At 57.0% G+C, this 15,678-nt stretch carries 15 protein-coding genes; 8 read left to right on the top strand and 7 right to left on the bottom strand.

Annotated features, from left to right (window positions below; translation table 11 throughout):
* On the bottom strand, window positions 1-683 hold a 683-nt coding region (locus tag PFH44_RS02745; protein WP_283824227.1), incomplete at its 3' end, for an ATP-binding cassette domain-containing protein.
* 204 nt (window positions 684-887) lie between these two features.
* On the opposite strand from PFH44_RS02745, the gene PFH44_RS02740 reads away from it, so the two are divergent.
* The 3 genes from PFH44_RS02740 to PFH44_RS02730 all read left to right on the top strand — a co-directional run bounded on the left by PFH44_RS02740 (window position 888) and on the right by PFH44_RS02730 (window position 1,567).
* Complete coding sequence (locus PFH44_RS02740) at window positions 888-1,085, top strand: hypothetical protein (protein WP_283824226.1); 198 nt, start codon at window positions 888-890, stop codon at window positions 1,083-1,085.
* Complete coding sequence (locus PFH44_RS02735) at window positions 1,082-1,291, top strand: YdgH/BhsA/McbA-like domain containing protein (RefSeq protein ID WP_041143158.1); 210 nt, start codon at window positions 1,082-1,084, stop codon at window positions 1,289-1,291. The genes PFH44_RS02740 and PFH44_RS02735 overlap by 4 nt, the downstream gene beginning before the upstream one ends.
* An 87-nt stretch (window positions 1,292-1,378) precedes the next feature.
* Window positions 1,379-1,567, top strand: a complete 189-nt coding sequence (locus PFH44_RS02730) for a hypothetical protein (RefSeq protein WP_283824225.1) — start codon at window positions 1,379-1,381, stop codon at window positions 1,565-1,567.
* Window positions 1,568-1,665: 98 nt separating this feature from the next.
* Here PFH44_RS02730 and glyS read toward each other — a convergent pair whose 3' ends face one another.
* The 3 genes from glyS to PFH44_RS02715 form a co-directional block, all read right to left on the bottom strand.
* A complete protein-coding gene (gene glyS / locus PFH44_RS02725; protein ID WP_045853899.1) occupies window positions 1,666-3,735 on the bottom strand; it encodes a glycine--tRNA ligase subunit beta in 2,070 nt (689 codons plus the stop codon).
* A 9-nt stretch (window positions 3,736-3,744) separates the two neighbouring features.
* Window positions 3,745-4,656: a glycine--tRNA ligase subunit alpha gene (glyQ, locus tag PFH44_RS02720; protein WP_041143161.1), complete on the bottom strand. Its 912-nt coding sequence runs from the start codon at window positions 4,654-4,656 to the stop codon at window positions 3,745-3,747.
* 137 nt (window positions 4,657-4,793) lie between these two features.
* Window positions 4,794-5,099 (bottom strand): YsaB family lipoprotein, encoded by a 306-nt coding sequence (locus tag PFH44_RS02715; protein ID WP_045853898.1) that lies wholly within the window; start codon window positions 5,097-5,099, stop codon window positions 4,794-4,796.
* A 179-nt stretch (window positions 5,100-5,278) separates the two neighbouring features.
* Between PFH44_RS02715 and PFH44_RS02710 the strand changes: the two genes are divergently transcribed.
* Window positions 5,279-6,274, top strand: a complete 996-nt coding sequence (locus PFH44_RS02710; RefSeq protein WP_283824224.1) for an acyltransferase — start codon at window positions 5,279-5,281, stop codon at window positions 6,272-6,274.
* Between the two features lie 26 nt (window positions 6,275-6,300).
* Here PFH44_RS02710 and xylB read toward each other — a convergent pair whose 3' ends face one another.
* Together xylB and xylA are read right to left on the bottom strand one after the other, a co-directional pair.
* The gene (gene xylB / locus PFH44_RS02705) at window positions 6,301-7,755 is read right to left on the bottom strand and encodes a xylulokinase (RefSeq protein ID WP_045853896.1); all 1,455 of its coding nucleotides are present in this window, start codon (window positions 7,753-7,755) and stop codon (window positions 6,301-6,303) included.
* An 88-nt stretch (window positions 7,756-7,843) separates the two neighbouring features.
* Window positions 7,844-9,166: a xylose isomerase gene (gene xylA / locus PFH44_RS02700; RefSeq protein ID WP_045853895.1), complete on the bottom strand. Its 1,323-nt coding sequence runs from the start codon at window positions 9,164-9,166 to the stop codon at window positions 7,844-7,846.
* Window positions 9,167-9,538: 372 nt separating this feature from the next.
* Between xylA and xylF the strand changes: the two genes are divergently transcribed.
* The 4 genes from xylF to xylR all read left to right on the top strand — a co-directional run bounded on the left by xylF (window position 9,539) and on the right by xylR (window position 14,600).
* Window positions 9,539-10,531 (top strand): D-xylose ABC transporter substrate-binding protein, encoded by a 993-nt coding sequence (xylF, locus tag PFH44_RS02695; protein WP_045853894.1) that lies wholly within the window; start codon window positions 9,539-9,541, stop codon window positions 10,529-10,531.
* Between the two features lie 65 nt (window positions 10,532-10,596).
* Complete coding sequence (locus PFH44_RS02690) at window positions 10,597-12,138, top strand: xylose ABC transporter ATP-binding protein (protein WP_045853893.1); 1,542 nt, start codon at window positions 10,597-10,599, stop codon at window positions 12,136-12,138.
* Window positions 12,116-13,297, top strand: a complete 1,182-nt coding sequence (xylH, locus tag PFH44_RS02685) for a xylose ABC transporter permease XylH (RefSeq protein WP_045853892.1) — start codon at window positions 12,116-12,118, stop codon at window positions 13,295-13,297. Before PFH44_RS02690 ends, xylH begins: the two co-directional genes overlap by 23 nt.
* 124 nt (window positions 13,298-13,421) lie before the next feature.
* Complete coding sequence (gene xylR / locus PFH44_RS02680; RefSeq protein ID WP_045853891.1) at window positions 13,422-14,600, top strand: D-xylose utilization transcriptional activator XylR; 1,179 nt, start codon at window positions 13,422-13,424, stop codon at window positions 14,598-14,600.
* Between the two features lie 64 nt (window positions 14,601-14,664).
* Here the strand turns inward: xylR and PFH44_RS02675 are convergent, their stop codons facing one another.
* The gene (locus PFH44_RS02675) at window positions 14,665-15,483 is read right to left on the bottom strand and encodes a protein bax (RefSeq protein WP_072051806.1); all 819 of its coding nucleotides are present in this window, start codon (window positions 15,481-15,483) and stop codon (window positions 14,665-14,667) included.
* Window positions 15,484-15,678 lie beyond the last annotated feature (195 nt).

Below are 15,678 nucleotides of genomic sequence, written 5' to 3'. Positions count from 1 at the left end.
GCGTAGTTCCCGCCATAGCTTCGCAGCGCCGTCGGCGTGAGCTCAAGGATACGCGGCATTCGCGCCAGCAGTTCACGATCGTGGCTGGCGATAATTCCCCCGCCGCGCCAGCGCTCCAGCTGCCGATACAACCATTCGCGGCCCTGCCGGTCGAGGTGATTGCTCGGCTCGTCCAGCAGCAAATAGTCCGCGCCTGAGAGAAAGGCCCCGCACAGCAGCGCTTTCACCCGCTCGCCGCCGCTCAGCGATGAGGCGAGACGCTCGGGAGAAAACGCCGGCAGGCCGGCATCGGCGAACGCCGCGCTCAGACGCTCGCGCAGATCCCAGAAACCCTCCAGGCTCTCGACGTCGTCAGCGAATCCTTCCCCGCGCTCAAGCCGCAGAAGAGCAGAGAAGATGGCTTCATAGCCCAGCAGATCGGCCAGGGTCGTGCTGGAAGCAATTGCCGGATGTTGGGCAACATAGGCCAGCGAGGTACAGCGTTCGATATGTCCGCCGGAAGGAGAGTCGACGCCCGCCAGCAGCCGAAGCAGGCGAGTTTTGCCGACGCCATTACGGCCGACCAGACCGCAGAACGACGTCTCTAACGATAAATTTAGCGGGCCAAACAGCATGTCTCCCGTCGCAAACTGACAGGTGAGCTGATGCAAAATAAAAGCGGGGGATTGGGCACAATGGACCATAAGCACTCCTGAATGAAATCGATACTTCCCCTGCCGCACATGGTGTTGGCAAGGAGTGAATTCAGCAGGCGTGGTTATCCATTTTCAGTGTGCTCTCAGTAAGACGAGGGATTCGTCGGGACACAGAATAGCCACACCGCACCCCACATTTCAAGATTATTTTTTCAGCGCCCGCGCCGGTATGGGGCAAAAGCAGCCGCGCCGATGGGCCAACTGACGGACGTATTTATCACCGGTCATAACGATGAGCGTCCGGGATTCATCGATCAAATTTTATTCTATTTTTTTGAACAAGATGCGCAAATTGTTCCGATTTTAATCACCCGACGATCGGCCTATTATTTATCACATCAGGGCACAACGCCCTATTACAGACAAACAACCTCAGGAATACGACCATGAAATCTATCAAAACTTTCGTTGCAGTTACCGCACTTTCTCTGATGTCCTTCGGCGCATTTGCTCAGAGCATCAGCACTACCGCCTCCACCCTGGACCGTGCAGAAGCTAAAATTGCCGCCCAGGCCGCTGAGCAGGGTGCGTCCTACAAAATTACCAGCGCCCAGTTCAACAACCGCGTTCATATGACCGCAGAACTGACCAAATAAATCGCATTGATGGCGCGTTTAGAGAGTGCCGGCCGCCGGAATCAAGCATACAGGCGACAACGACAGCACGATGAAAAGGAATCTAAAATGAAAAATATCAGCGTGATGACCGCCCTGTTTCTGGCAGTCTCACTATCAACCGGCGTCATGGCAGCAGAGCGTCATGCCGTAGCGCCAGAAGCGGGCTCCAGCATCGATACGTCGATGCATCAAAACCGCATTAACGTCAGCCACGCTTTCGATAAAGAGAGCCTGACGGCAGGCAACCTGGAGTAGTTAAGGGCCAGCCTGTAGGCGAGCAGATGGCGCCATGAGCATCTTCGCGCCATAAAAAAACCTGCCAGAAGGCAGGTTTTTTTGTTGCCAAAAGGCGCTTACTGCAGCAGAGAAATGTCCGCTACCTGCAGGAAAAGCTCGCGCAGTTTGGACAGCAGCGTCAGGCGGTTGATACGCACGTCCCGATCTTCGGCGTTGACCATCACGTTCTCAAAGAACTCATCCACCGGTTCACGCAGGGAGGCCAGCTCGATCAGCGCTTCCTGGTAGCGGCCTTCGGCGAAGAACGGCTGCAGCTTATCGCGCAGCACGACCAGATGGGTCGCCAGCTTGATCTCTGCGGCTTCTTTCAGCACGGAGGCGTGAACGGCATCGTTCAGCGTCTCTTCAGATTTTGCGAGGATGTTGGAGACGCGCTTGTTGGCTGCCGCCAGCGCCGAGGACTCTTCCAGCGTACGGAAGTGCGAAACCGCCTTCATGCGCGCATCGAAATCAGCCGGACGGGTCGGGCGACGAGCCAGTACCGCCTGGATGGTATCAACGCCGTAGCCTTCGTCCTGGTACCAGGCACGGAAGCGACCGAGCATAAAGTCGATGACGTCATCAACAACCCTGGCGTTGGTCAGCTTGTCGCCATACAGATGCACCGCTTCTTCGGTAAGAGTCTGCAGATCCAGATTCAGGTTCTTCTCAACGATGATGCGCAGTACGCCCAGCGCGGCGCGGCGCAGTGCGAACGGGTCTTTGTCCCCTTTCGGATGCTGACCAATGCCGAAGATACCGGCAAGCGTATCCATCTTATCGGCAATCGCCACCGCACAGGCAACCGGGTTAGACGGCAGATCGTCACCGGCAAAACGCGGCTGATACTGCTCGTTCAGCGCCACGGCAACGTCTTCCGCTTCGCCATCATGGCGCGCGTAGTGCATGCCCATGACGCCCTGAGTATCGGTGAACTCGAAGACCATATTGGTCATCAGGTCGCACTTCGACAGCAGGCCCGCGCGGGTCGCGTGGTTGACGTCCGCGCCAATCTGACCGGCAATCCAGCCGGCAAGGGCCTGAATACGGTCGGTTTTATCGCGCAGGGTGCCCAGCTGCTGCTGGAACAGGACGGTCTGCAGACGCGGCAGGTGGTCTTCCAGGCGCTTTTTACGGTCGGTGTTGAAGAAGAACTCCGCATCCGCCAGGCGTGGGCGAACCACTTTCTCGTTACCGGAGATAATCTGGATGGGATCTTTGGATTCGATGTTGGCGACGAAGATGAAGTTCGGCAGCAGTTTGCCGTCTTCCGCGTAGACCGGGAAGTACTTCTGATCGCCTTTCATGGTGTACACCAGCGCTTCAGACGGTACCGCGAGGAATTTTTCTTCGAATTTCGCCGTCAGCACCACCGGCCACTCCACCAGCGAGGTCACCTCTTCCAACAGGCTTTCGCTCAGGTCAGCGTTGCCGCCGATTTTGCGCGCTGCGGCTTCGGCGTCGGCTTTAATGGTGGCTTTACGCGTTTCGTAGTCAGCAATGACTTTACCGCGCTCCAGCAGGATCTGTGGATACTGGTCGGCGCTATCGATGGTGAACTCCGGCTCGCCCATAAAGCGATGGCCGCGGATCACGCGATCGGAGTCGATGCCGAGAATGGTCGCCGGCACGACTTTGTCGCCGAGCAGCAGGGTCACGGTGTGAACCGGACGCACGAACTGCACGTCCGACGCGCCCCAGCGCATCAGTTTAGGGATAGGCAGCTTGCCGAGGGAGGTCGAGACCATGTTCGGCAGCAGCGCTTCCGCGCTTTCGCCTTTCACATGGGCGCGATACAGCAGCCATTCGCCTTTATCGGTCGCCAGACGCTCGGCCTGCTCGACGGTGATACCGCAGCCGCGCGCCCAGCCTTCGGCCGCTTTGCTCGGTTTACCTTCTGCGTCAAACGCCGCAGAAATCGCCGGGCCGCGTTTTTCGATTTCGCGATCCGGCTGGGAAGCGGCCAGATTAGCCACCTTCAGCGCCAGACGACGCGGGGCGGCAAACCACTCAACGGTGCCGTGGGCGAGGCCAGCGCTGTCCAGCTCCGCGGTAAAGTTCGCAGCAAAAGACTCAGCCAGGCTGCGCAGGGCTTTTGGTGGCAGCTCTTCGGTGCCGATCTCCACCAGGAAAGTTTTCTCAGACATGGCCGCCTCTTATTTGTTTTTGTTGCACATCGGGAAGCCAAGGGCCTCACGGGAAGCGTAGTAAGCTTCTGCCACCGCTTTCGTCAGGGTGCGGATGCGCAGAATATAGCGCTGACGCTCGGTGACGGAGATGGCTTTACGCGCATCCAGCAGGTTGAAGCTATGGGCGGCCTTCAGAATGCGCTCGTAGGCGGGCAGCGGCAGCGGATTTTCCAGCGCCAGCAGCTGCTGCGCTTCTTTCTCATACTGCTCAAAGCAGGAGAACAGGAAGTCCACGTCGGCGTATTCAAAGTTATAGGTGGATTGCTCGACTTCGTTCTGATGGAACACGTCGCCGTAGGTGGTTTTCCCCAGCGGGCCGTCGCTCCAGACCAGGTCGTAAACGCTGTCTACGCCCTGAATGTACATCGCCAGGCGCTCCAGACCGTAGGTGATCTCGCCGGTGACCGGCTTACATTCCATACCACCCACCTGCTGGAAGTAGGTGAACTGCGTCACTTCCATACCGTTCAGCCACACTTCCCAGCCCAGACCCCAGGCACCCAGCGTTGGGTTTTCCCAGTTGTCTTCCACGAAGCGGATATCATGAATTGTTGGATCCATACCCAGCTCTTTCAGAGACCCGAGGTACAGCTCCTGGATGTTGTCCGGCGATGGCTTAATGACCACCTGGAACTGATAGTAGTGCTGCAGGCGGTTCGGGTTTTCGCCATAGCGGCCGTCGGTTGGACGACGCGAAGGCTGCACGTAGGCAGTCGCCATCGGCTCTGGCCCCAGCGCGCGCAGGCAGGTCATTGGGTGGGAGGTGCCGGCGCCAACTTCCATGTCCAGTGGTTGAACAATGGTGCAGCCCTGACGAGCCCAGTAATCCTGTAAGGTCAGGATCAGGCCCTGGAAGGTCCTGGTATCAAACTTTTGCATATTATTTCGTGCTGGATACGTGTGGATTTAAAGGAAGGGATCAGTATACCCGCTGGCTGCGAGATATACAGTACGAAACGGCGTTGTTTAAGCAAAATTGGGGAAATTAACGCCATCATGCGGCAGCCGCGGGGCATTTAGCGCATAGAAAGATGTAAAAACTGCCCGTCTGGATCGAAAGAACAGATAAAGCGCTCATTCTGCTCGGTATGCCCCGACAGCTCATAGCTTCCCTGGAACTGTTCAAAGTGGCTGACGTCAACCAGCCTGGCCCCGGTACTGTAGCGTCTTGCCGCCTGATCCTTACACAGCTGTTCCATATTCAGGGTAATTTGCGGCGTAATCCGCGCTCTTTGCGCTTTTTGTGGCGGCTGGGAGGGCGTCTGGCTGCAGCCGGCGAGCACAAGCAGCAGCAGTCCAGAAAAGAAACATTTCATCACCATTTTCCTCGACCGCCTTGTTAGCAAATTGTTATCGTTCAGATTACGTGAAATCACCCGGACATTGTGCGAATCTCTCCACATCTCTACAAGCACGCGGCGGCAAACTCAGAATATTCCATTGCGACACCGCGCTATCAGGGAAGTCAGACCCTGTTTAAGAAGGAACCACTGAGGTACTGATGCAGGAAAAAATAAACTGGATTACGAGTTTGCGCGGTATCGCATGCATGATGGTAGTGATGATCCACAGCACCACCTGGTACATCACCCATCCCCATTCCATCAGCCTGGTGGAATGGGATATGGCCAACCTGCTCAACTCCGCCTCTCGCGTCAGCGTCCCGCTCTTCTTCATGATGTCTGGGTACCTGTTTTTTGGCGAACGCAGCGCCCAGCCGCGGCACTTTCTGCGCATCGTGCTGTGCGTGCTGTTTTACAGCGCCGTCTCGCTGCTCTACATCTCCCTGTTTACCCATATCAACGTCGAGCTCTCGCTAAGAAACCTGCTGCAAAAGCCGGTGTTCTATCACCTGTGGTTTTTCTTCGCGATTATCGTCATCTACCTGCTCTCGCCGCTTATTCAGGTTAGGCAGGTCAGCGGCAAGATGCTGCTGGCGCTGATGCTGGTCATCGGCATTCTCGCTAACCCCAATATGGTCAGCGTAAAAGCGGGCGGTATCGAATGGCTGCCGCTCAATCTCTATATCAGCGGCGATGCCTTTTACTACGTGCTGTACGGCGTGCTTGGCCGGGCGATTGGCATGATGGAGACGGATAAAAAATGGCTGACTCTGCTGTGTGCCGCGCTGTTTGCCGGCGCCGTCTGGGTGATATCACGCGGAACGCTGCATGAGCTTAAGTGGCGCGGCGACTTCGGCGATACCTGGTATTTATACTGCGGTCCGGCGGTGTTTGTCTGCGCGGTAGCCCTGCTGACGCTGGCGAAAAACACCCTCAACGCGCGTCAGATCCCCGTTCTGGCACTCATCGCCCGCCACTCTCTGGGGATCTACGGCTTTCATGCGCTGATTATCCACGCGCTGCGGGCCAGCGGTCTGGAGCTCACCCGCTGGCCGCTGCTGGATATTCTGTGGATCTTTAGCGCCGCCCTGCTGGGCAGTCTGCTGCTGTCGGCGCTGATGCAGCGCATCGATACTCGTCGGCTGGTGAGTTAACGCAGCGCTAAAATCCGCTTTCGCCGCTACGACATCAGCGGGAGAAGCTGCTGATAAATCTGGCGGAAGGTTTCGCGACGCGGAGCATAGAGCGCGACGCGTTCGCTATTCGGACGATGAGCCTGCTCAAGCGGCAGCTGGGGCAGCAGGTCCGCCCAGGACTCCCCTTGATGCAGCGCCAGCTGCGCGAGTCTCGCGGCGCCCAGCGCCGGCCCAACGTCGCCGCCGGTGCGGTAATCCAGCTGCTGTCCGCTGATGTCAGCCAGCATCTGCCGCCACCAGGGGCTGCGCGCGCCGCCGCCAATCAGGGTAATGCTCTCGGGCCTGATGCCGCAGGCGTGGACCGCATCCATACCGTCCGCCAGCGCATATCCCACCCCTTCCAGCACCGCGCGCGCCAGCTCCGCCGGGCCATGCTGATGCGTCAGGCCGAAAAAGACGCCCTTCGCCTGCGGGTTGTTATGCGGCGTACGCTCGCCGGAAAGATACGGCAGAAACCACACCGGGCCCGCGCGCTCATCGGCGGACTCGGCGGCGCCGATCAGCGCCGGAACCGTACCCAGGCCGGTCAGCCTGGCCGCCCAGTCGAGGCAGGATGCCGCGCTGAGCATGACCGACATCAAATGCCAGCGCCCGGGAAGCGCGTGGCAAAAGCTGTGCACCGCGCTTTCGGGTTTGCTGAGAAAACCCTCGCTGACGGCAAAGTAAACGCCGGAGGTCCCCAGCGATAGCATCGCCTGCCCGGCGTCCGCCATGCCCACGCCAACGGCACCGGCGGCATTATCCCCGCCGCCGGCCACCACCAGCGCCTGCGGCATATTCCACGCCGCGGCGAGACCCGGTCGCAGCGCTCCCGTCACCTCGCTGCCTTCAAATAGCGCGGGCATGTGATCGCGGCTCAGGCCGCAGGCGGCGAGCATCTCGTCGCTCCAGTCGCGCTTTGCCACGTCCATCCACATCGTCCCGGCAGCGTCAGACATATCGCTGGCGAACTCGCCGGTCATGCGCAGGCGTAAATAGTCTTTCGGCAGCAGGACCTTATCAACCTGGCTGAAGACGTCCGGCTCGTGTCGCTTAACCCACAGCAGCTTCGGCGCCGTAAAGCCGGGCATCATCAGGTTGCCGGTGATCTGCCGCGACCGCCCGACCCGCTCTTCCAGCAGGGCGCACTCTTCGCCGCAGCGCCCGTCGTTCCATAAAATGGCCGGGCGCAGCACCCGCTGCTGCTTGTCCAGCAGCGTGGCGCCATGCATCTGCCCGGCGATACCGATAGCCTTCACGTCGCGCAGGGAGTGCTGCTCTCCCAGCGCTTTGATCGCGCTATCCGTTGCCTGCCACCAGTGCTCGGGATCTTGTTCGGACCATAAGGGGTGCGGGCGCGATACGCTGAGCTTTTCCGTGTGCGAAGCCAGTACCTCACCCTGCTCATTGAGCAAAATGGCCTTCACGCCCGAGGTACCTAAATCAATCCCGATGTACATACCGACTCTCCTGAACAGCGCGCCACGGCTGAGCGTGGCGCGAAAAGCGTGCTAAATAGCCTATGCCCGGACGCGCCGGGCATTGTCATCACTTATCAAAAAGATAGTGATTCACCAGATTTTCGAGCTGCTCCTGGTGTCCGCTTTGATGCTGCGGTGCCAGATTATGCTGCGCGGCATGCTGAGCAATTTCCGTCAACGTCATCTGCCCCTTGAGGATTTGCTGGCCCAGATCGCCGTTCCAGCCGGCATAGCGTTTTGCTACGCGCTTATCCAGCTCGCCGTCTTCAATCATGCGCGCCGCCACCTTCAGCGACAAGGCCATCGTATCCATCGCCCCAATATGACCATAGAACAGATCGTACTTGTCGGTGCTTTGACGACGCACTTTGGCATCGAAATTCAGCCCGCCGGTAGTGAAACCGCCGGCCTTGAGAATTTCATACATCACCAGGGCGTTTTCTTCCACGCTATTTGGGAACTGATCGGTATCCCAGCCCAGCTGCGGGTCGCCGCGGTTGGCATCGACGGAGCCAAACAGGCCCAGCGCGATGGCGGTGGCGATCTCGTGGTGGAAGCTGTGGCCTGCCAGCGTCGCATGGTTCGCTTCAATATTCAGCTTAATCTCTTTTTCCAGGCCGAACTGCTTGAGGAAGCCGTAGACGGTGGAGGCGTCGTAGTCGTACTGATGCTTGGTCGGCTCCTGCGGCTTCGGCTCAATCAGCAGCGTCCCCTGGAAGCCAATTTTATGTTTGTGCTCAACCACCAGCTGCATAAACCGGCCAATCTGCTCGCGCTCCTGGCGCAGGTCGGTATTGAGCAGCGTTTCATACCCTTCGCGGCCGCCCCACAGGACGTAGTTTTCCCCGCCCAGCTTGTGGGTGGCGTCCATGGCGGTCACGACCTGCGTCGCCGCCCAGCTGAACACTTCCGGATCCGGGTTGGTTGCCGCGCCTGCGCCGTAGCGCGGGTTAGTAAAGCAGTTCGCGGTACCCCACAGCAGCTTCACGCCGCTGTGCTCCTGTTTTGCCGCCAGCACATCGACCATCTGTGCGAAATTGTTGAGATACTCCTTCAGCGACGCGCCTTCCGGGGAGACGTCAACGTCGTGGAAGCAGTAGTACGGGACGTTCAGCTTGTGGAAAAACTCAAAGGCGACGTCGGCTTTACGTTTTGCCATTTCGAGGGCGTCGCCCGGCTGCTGCCACGGACGGTTGAAGGAACCGACGCCAAACATATCGGCTCCGTTCCAGCAGAACGTGTGCCAGTAGCAGGCCGCAAACCGCAGGTGTTCTTCCATGCGTTTACCCAGCACCAGCTCATCCGGATTATAGTGACGGAAAGCCAGCGGGTTAGTGGATTGAGTGCCTTCATAACGAACGCGATCGAGTTGATCGAAATAGGTCTGCATAATGAACTCCATATTCAGGGATGCGGCGGGTAATAATTCATAAGCCAATATAGAATTGCTGTTTTACTTTCCTCAATTACGTTATTTCACACCGCCGTTGAGAGAATCCGCAAACGTGCGCCAGATCGCAAAAATAACCGACTAATTCGCTATTTATGTCCTATCCCAATGAAAGATCGGCACAATCCCTGAGGCCCTAAAGATTAAAATAAGATCGCGGTCATAAATCAGCAAATAAACTAAATTTCATAACGCCAAAATAAGCACAGGTAATTGCCAGCACCCATTTCCCCGTTAAGAATCTTCAGCGTATCAGGCCGTCTGCTTTTACCGCTCGTTTTATCCTGCACTTTACAAAAAGGTATTATTATTATGAAGATAAAGAACCTTTGCCTCACGCTCTGCGCTTCACTCATTCTGACCAGCATGGCGGGTATTGCTAAAGAAGTTAAAATTGGTATGGCCATTGACGATCTGCGACTGGAGCGCTGGCAGAAAGATCGCGATATTTTTGTCAACAAGGCTGAATCATTAGGTGCGAAAGTATTTGTCCAGTCTGCCAACGGCAATGAAGAAACGCAAATGTCGCAAATTGAAAATATGATAAATCGCGGCGTTGATGTTCTTGTCATTATTCCTTACAACGGTCAGGTTTTAAGTAACGTGATTAAAGAAGCAAAGCAGGAGGGAATCAAAGTTCTCGCCTATGACCGTATGATTAATAACGCAGATATTGATTTCTATATTTCGTTCGATAACGAAAAAGTCGGTGAAATGCAGGCCAAAAGCCTGGTCGATAAAGTGCCCCAGGGAAACTATTTCCTGATGGGCGGCTCGCCTGTTGATAATAACGCCAAGCTCTTCCGCGCCGGACAAATGAAGGTGCTCAAGCCCTATATCGATCAGGGCAAAATCAAAATTGTCGGCGATCAGTGGGTCGACGGCTGGCTGCCGGAAAACGCTTTAAAAATAATGGAGAACGCGCTGACCGCCAACAATAACAAAATTGATGCGGTCGTGGCCTCAAACGACGCCACCGCCGGCGGGGCGATCCAGGCGTTAAGCGCCCAGGGGCTGGCGGGGAAAGTGGCGATCTCGGGTCAGGACGCCGACCTCGCCGGAGTGAAGCGCATTATCTCTGGTACCCAGACGATGACGGTTTATAAGCCCATCGTGACGCTTGCCACCACCGCGGCAGAAATTGCCGTTGAGCTCGGTAACGATAAGGCGCCGCACGCTGACACCACCTTAAACAACGGCCTGAAAGAGGTCCCGTCGCGTCTGCTGACGCCAATTGAAGTGAATAAAGACAATATCGACCAAACGGTGATTAAAGACGGTTTCCACAAAAAGAGCGAACTGTAACCCCCGACGCCCCTTAACCGGGGCGTTATTCTCGTCCAGCCGGATATCGCTTATGCGGAGCATCTATGTCCTGGTTACTTGAAATGAAGAACATTACCAAATCTTTCGGCGCGGTGAAGGCCGTTGATAATGTCAGCCTGCGGCTTAACGCCGGGGAAGTTGTCTCATTGTGTGGCGAAAATGGTTCCGGAAAATCCACCCTGATGAAGGTGCTGTGCGGCATTTATCCGCACGGTAGCTATGAGGGCGAGATTATTTTCTCTGGCGAAACCCTGCAGGCCGCCCATATTCGCGATACCGAGCGTAAGGGCATCGCCATCATTCATCAGGAGCTCGCGCTAGTAAAACATCTTACGGTGCTGGAGAATATTTTCCTCGGCGCTGAAATTTCCCGCCACGGCCTGCTGGACTATGAAACCATGACCCTACGCTGCCAGAAGCTGCTGGCTCAGGTCAATTTGGCGATATCACCCGATACGCGCGTCGGGGATTTAGGTCTTGGCCAGCAGCAGCTGGTTGAAATTGCCAAAGCGCTCAACAAGCAGGTGCGCTTATTGATTCTCGATGAGCCCACCGCTTCATTAACCGAACAGGAAACGGCAATCCTGCTGAACATTATTCGCGATCTGCAAAATCACGGCATCGCCTGCATTTACATCTCCCACAAGCTCAACGAAGTCAAAGCGATCTCCGACACCATCTGCGTGATCCGCGACGGCCAGCATATTGGTACCCGCGACGCCAGCGGCATGAACGAAGATGATGTGATTACCATGATGGTCGGCCGCGAGCTGACCGCCCTTTACCCCAGCGAGCCGCATACCCGCGGCGACGAGATTTTGCGCGTCGAGAATTTAACCGCCTGGCATCCGGTCAATCGCCACATTAAACGCGTAAACGATATCTCCTTTTCGCTGCATCGCGGTGAAATCCTCGGCATTGCCGGACTGGTCGGCGCCGGGCGTACCGAGGCCGTCCAGTGCCTGTTTGGCGTCTGGCCGGGCCGCTGGGAGGGAAAAATCTCTATCGACGGCCAGCCGGTGGCGATTCATCACTGCCAGCAGGCGATTGCTCAGGGTATCGCCATGGTGCCGGAGGATCGTAAAAAAGACGGCATCGTGCCGGTGATGGCGGTCGGCAAGAACATCACCCTGGCCGCGCTGGACCAGTTTAGCGGCCCGCTAAGCAGCCTCGATGACGCCGGGGAGCAGCTGTGCATTCAGCAGTCTATCCAGCGCCTCAAAATCAAAACCTCATCGCCGGATCTGGCCATCGGCCGGCTCAGCGGCGGCAATCAGCAGAAGGCGATCCTCGCCCGCTGCCTGCTGCTGAACCCGCGCATTTTAATCCTTGATGAGCCCACCCGCGGCATTGATATCGGCGCGAAATACGAAATCTACAAGCTGATTAACCAGCTGGTGCAGCAGGGGATCGCCGTGATCGTTATCTCGTCGGAGCTTCCGGAGGTGCTCGGGCTCAGCGATCGGGTGCTGGTCATGCACGAAGGCAAACTGAAAGCCAACTTAATCAACCAGGGTCTGACCCAGGAAAAGGTAATGGAAGCCGCACTGAGGAGCGAACACCATGTCGAAAAACACGCCGTCTGAGATAAAACTGGCCCCATCAGCCTCCGCCGCCCTGCCCGGATTAAAGAGCCTGAATCTTCAGGTTTTCGTCATGATCGCCGCCATCGTGGTCATCATGCTGTTCTTTACCTGGGTTACCGACGGCGCCTACCTAAGCGCGCGCAATATTTCTAACCTGCTGCGGCAGACGGCCATTACCGGGATCCTCGCGGTGGGGATGGTCTTCGTGATTATCTCCGCCGAGATTGACCTCTCCGTCGGCTCAATGATGGGGCTTCTCGGCGGCGCGGCGGCCATCTTCGACGTCTGGCTCGGCTGGCCGCTGCCGCTCACCATCGTGGTGACGCTGGCGATGGGGCTGCTGCTGGGCGCCTGGAACGGGTGGTGGGTCGCCTATCGCAAGGTGCCCTCGTTTATCGTCACCCTTGCCGGCATGCTGGCATTCCGCGGGATTCTGATCGGTATCACCAACGGCACCACGGTCTCCCCGACCAGCCCGGCAATGTCGCAAATCGGCCAGAGCTACCTGCCTGACGGCATTGGCTTCGGTATCGGCGTTGTCGGCATGGCCGCCTTTATTATCTGGCAGTGGCGCGGCCGCCTGCGCCGCCAGGCGCTGGGGTTAACCACCTCCGCCTCAACCGCTGCCGTCGGCCGCCAAACCCTTACCGCCGTTTTCGTTCTCGGCGCAATCTGGCTGCTGAACGACTATCGCGGCGTCCCTACGCCGGTGCTGATCCTCGCCGCGCTGCTGCTGGCCGGCATGTTTATGGCCACCCGCACCGCCTTTGGCCGGCGGATTTACGCCATCGGCGGCAATATTGAGGCCGCTCGCCTGTCGGGCATCAGCGTAGAACGAACCAAACTGGCGGTGTTCGCCATCAACGGCCTGATGGTGGCGATTGCCGGGCTGATCCTCAGCTCGCGCCTGGGGGCCGGCTCTCCGTCCGCGGGTAACATCGCCGAACTCGACGCCATCGCCGCCTGCGTTATCGGCGGCACCAGCCTTGCCGGCGGCGTAGGCAGCGTGGCCGGCGCGGTCATGGGGGCCTTTATCATGTCCGCGCTGGATAACGGAATGAGCATGATGGACGTCGCCACCTTCTGGCAATACATCGTTAAAGGCGCCATCCTGCTGCTGGCGGTGTGGATGGATTCCGCTACCAAGCGGCGCGCCTGAGACGCTGGACAACAGAATGCCCGAATTATTTGCGCTACCGCCAGATTTACGCATAAGTAGCTTGTAATAGTTCGGGCATTGGCCGGTATTGTATGGCCAGCAAGAGAGACCAGGGAACGAGATTATGTTTGAAAAGCGTCACCGTATTACGCTGTTATTCAACGCCAACAAGGCCTACGATCGGCAGGTTGTGGAAGGCGTTGGCGAATATTTACAGGCGTCGCAGCTGGAGTGGGACATTTTTATCGAAGAGGACTTCCGCGCCAGGATAGAAAACATCAGAGAGTGGCTGGGAGACGGGGCGATCGCCGACTATGACGATCCCGAAATTGAAAAGCTGCTGGCCGGCGTCGAGATACCGATCGTCGGCGTGGGCGGCTCCTACTATCGCCCCGAGGATTACCCGCCGGTTCACTATATCGCCACCGATAACGCCGCCCTGGTTGAGAGCGCCTTCCTGCATCTGAAAGAGAAAGGGGTTCATCGTTTCGCCTTTTACGGGCTGCCGACCTCCAGCGGCAAGCGCTGGGCCGTCGAGCGCGAGCACGCATTTTGCCAGCTGGTGGCAAAAGAGAAGTATCGCGGCGTGGTTTATCAGGGGCTGGAGACGGCGCCGGAAAACTGGCAGCACGCGCAGAATCGCCTGGCGGACTGGCTGCAAACGCTGCCGCCGCAAACGGGGATTATTGCCGTTACCGACGCCCGCGCGCGCCACGTTTTACAGGCCTGCGAGCTGCTGCATATTCCGGTACCGGAAAAGCTGTGCGTCATCGGCATCGATAACGAAGAGCTTACCCGCTACCTGTCGCGCGTTGCGCTATCCTCGGTGGCCCAGGGCACCCGCCAGATGGGCTATCAGGCGGCAAAGCTGCTGCACCGCCTGCTGGATAAAGAGGCGCTGCCGCTGCAGCGCAGGCTGGTTCCCCCCATGCGCGTCATTGAGCGACGCTCGACGGACTACCGCTCCCTCTCCGACCCCTCGGTTATCCAGGCCATGCACTACATCCGCAATCACGCCTGCAAAGGCATAAAGGTTGAGCAGGTGCTGGACGCGGTCGGAATCTCGCGATCGAACCTCGAGAAGCGCTTTAAAGAGGAGGTGGGCGAAACCATTCATACGGTCATTCACAGCGAGAAGCTGGAGAAGGCGCGCAGCCTGCTGGTTTCGACGACGCTATCGATTAATGAAATCTCGCAGATGTGCGGCTACCCGTCGCTGCAGTATTTCTATTCCGTGTTTAAGAAAGAGTACGACGTCACGCCGAAGGAGTACCGCGATCGGCACAGCGAAGTGATGATGTAGCGAGAAAAAAGCGAAAAAAATGCCCGGGCATACGCGCCGGGCATTTTTCATTATAGGGTTTGCATTACATATGTGCGGCAATCAGACGCTGGTTATCCTGATACATCGCGAAGAGATAGTTGTTATAGCTCGACCCTTTGGTCGAATAGCCCTTCAGCTTATGAATCATCGTGCTGGCGGTCACTTCCTGGTCCGTTTTACGCAGCTGCGCGCGGGAGGTGCGGAAGGATTTGTACGCCGGATGCGTGTTCAGGTTGGTCACGTAGGCCTGCACCGACTGTTCTACAGATTCAAACTGAGAATAGCCTTTCATCGCACCGCTGCAATTGCCGCCGCCGCACTTCATACCAAACAGATTGTTGTTCATCCGCGCCAGCTTCGACGTACCCCAGCCGCTTTCGGCCGCCGCCATGGTGGCAACCATGCTGTTAGGGATAATGTCAACGCGGTCCATCAGCGTGTTCCACGGAATATGACGCGTGTTGCCGGCCCATTTCACCTTATAGCGAGAGGTAATGTCTTTCAGACGCGTACGCTCGCTCGGCGACCAACGGGAATCATACTGCTTGGTAACAAGCCAGTTACGATCCGCGGTAATCACCTGATTCTGCTTGGTAATATAAGGCATAACTGTCCGGAGAAACGCTTTTTTCCTTGGGGTTCCGGAAGGGTATTTTCGCAAATCAGGAAGTGAACTGCTCTTTACACTATTGCGAGAATACTCTTGTTTACTGCTGACCTTAACACTACTTTTTTTCTTTACTATCGGGGCTTTATGACTCGTTGTTGCCGTGTGGGTTGTTGCCAACACACTACCTGAAAATATGCAGGTAAGTAACATGAGTATCGCGGCCCCATATCGTCGAATGGGAATCGATATCATTAGATCTCCTGGTCGGATATATGCATTCCAACACCTTGTTTTATGCGAAAAAACGTTAATTGAATCGCGAATAGTATCAAAAATACCCAGTGAGAGCACTAACAGAAATAGTCCAATTCCTAAAAGCTGTCACCTGAAATCGGTTTCTGTCCGCTGAAAAGGTCGCGAAAATGCTAGCGCCGTCTCATTTTTTGG

This window comes from Klebsiella sp. Ech2A, from assembly GCF_030078455.1.
GTDB lineage: Bacteria > Pseudomonadota > Gammaproteobacteria > Enterobacterales > Enterobacteriaceae > Klebsiella > Klebsiella terrigena.
This window is presented reverse-complemented; position numbering and strand designations above follow the sequence as displayed.

Bases quoted from the DNA above. Each gene is read 5' to 3' on its own strand.
- PFH44_RS02740 (WP_283824226.1), top strand. From the start codon at position 888: ATGGGCCAACTGACGGACGTATTTATCACCGGTCATAACGATGAGCGT.
- PFH44_RS02735 (WP_041143158.1), top strand. From the start codon at position 1,082: ATGAAATCTATCAAAACTTTCGTTGCAGTTACCGCACTTTCTCTGATG.
- PFH44_RS02730 (WP_283824225.1), top strand. From the start codon at position 1,379: ATGAAAAATATCAGCGTGATGACCGCCCTGTTTCTGGCAGTCTCACTA.
- glyS (WP_045853899.1), bottom strand. From the start codon at position 3,735: ATGTCTGAGAAAACTTTCCTGGTGGAGATCGGCACCGAAGAGCTGCCA.
- glyQ (WP_041143161.1), bottom strand. From the start codon at position 4,656: ATGCAAAAGTTTGATACCAGGACCTTCCAGGGCCTGATCCTGACCTTA.
- PFH44_RS02715 (WP_045853898.1), bottom strand. From the start codon at position 5,099: ATGGTGATGAAATGTTTCTTTTCTGGACTGCTGCTGCTTGTGCTCGCC.
- PFH44_RS02710 (WP_283824224.1), top strand. From the start codon at position 5,279: ATGCAGGAAAAAATAAACTGGATTACGAGTTTGCGCGGTATCGCATGC.
- xylB (WP_045853896.1), bottom strand. From the start codon at position 7,755: ATGTACATCGGGATTGATTTAGGTACCTCGGGCGTGAAGGCCATTTTG.
- xylA (WP_045853895.1), bottom strand. From the start codon at position 9,166: ATGCAGACCTATTTCGATCAACTCGATCGCGTTCGTTATGAAGGCACT.
- xylF (WP_045853894.1), top strand. From the start codon at position 9,539: ATGAAGATAAAGAACCTTTGCCTCACGCTCTGCGCTTCACTCATTCTG.
- PFH44_RS02690 (WP_045853893.1), top strand. From the start codon at position 10,597: ATGTCCTGGTTACTTGAAATGAAGAACATTACCAAATCTTTCGGCGCG.
- xylH (WP_045853892.1), top strand. From the start codon at position 12,116: ATGTCGAAAAACACGCCGTCTGAGATAAAACTGGCCCCATCAGCCTCC.
- xylR (WP_045853891.1), top strand. From the start codon at position 13,422: ATGTTTGAAAAGCGTCACCGTATTACGCTGTTATTCAACGCCAACAAG.
- PFH44_RS02675 (WP_072051806.1), bottom strand. From the start codon at position 15,483: ATGATATCGATTCCCATTCGACGATATGGGGCCGCGATACTCATGTTA.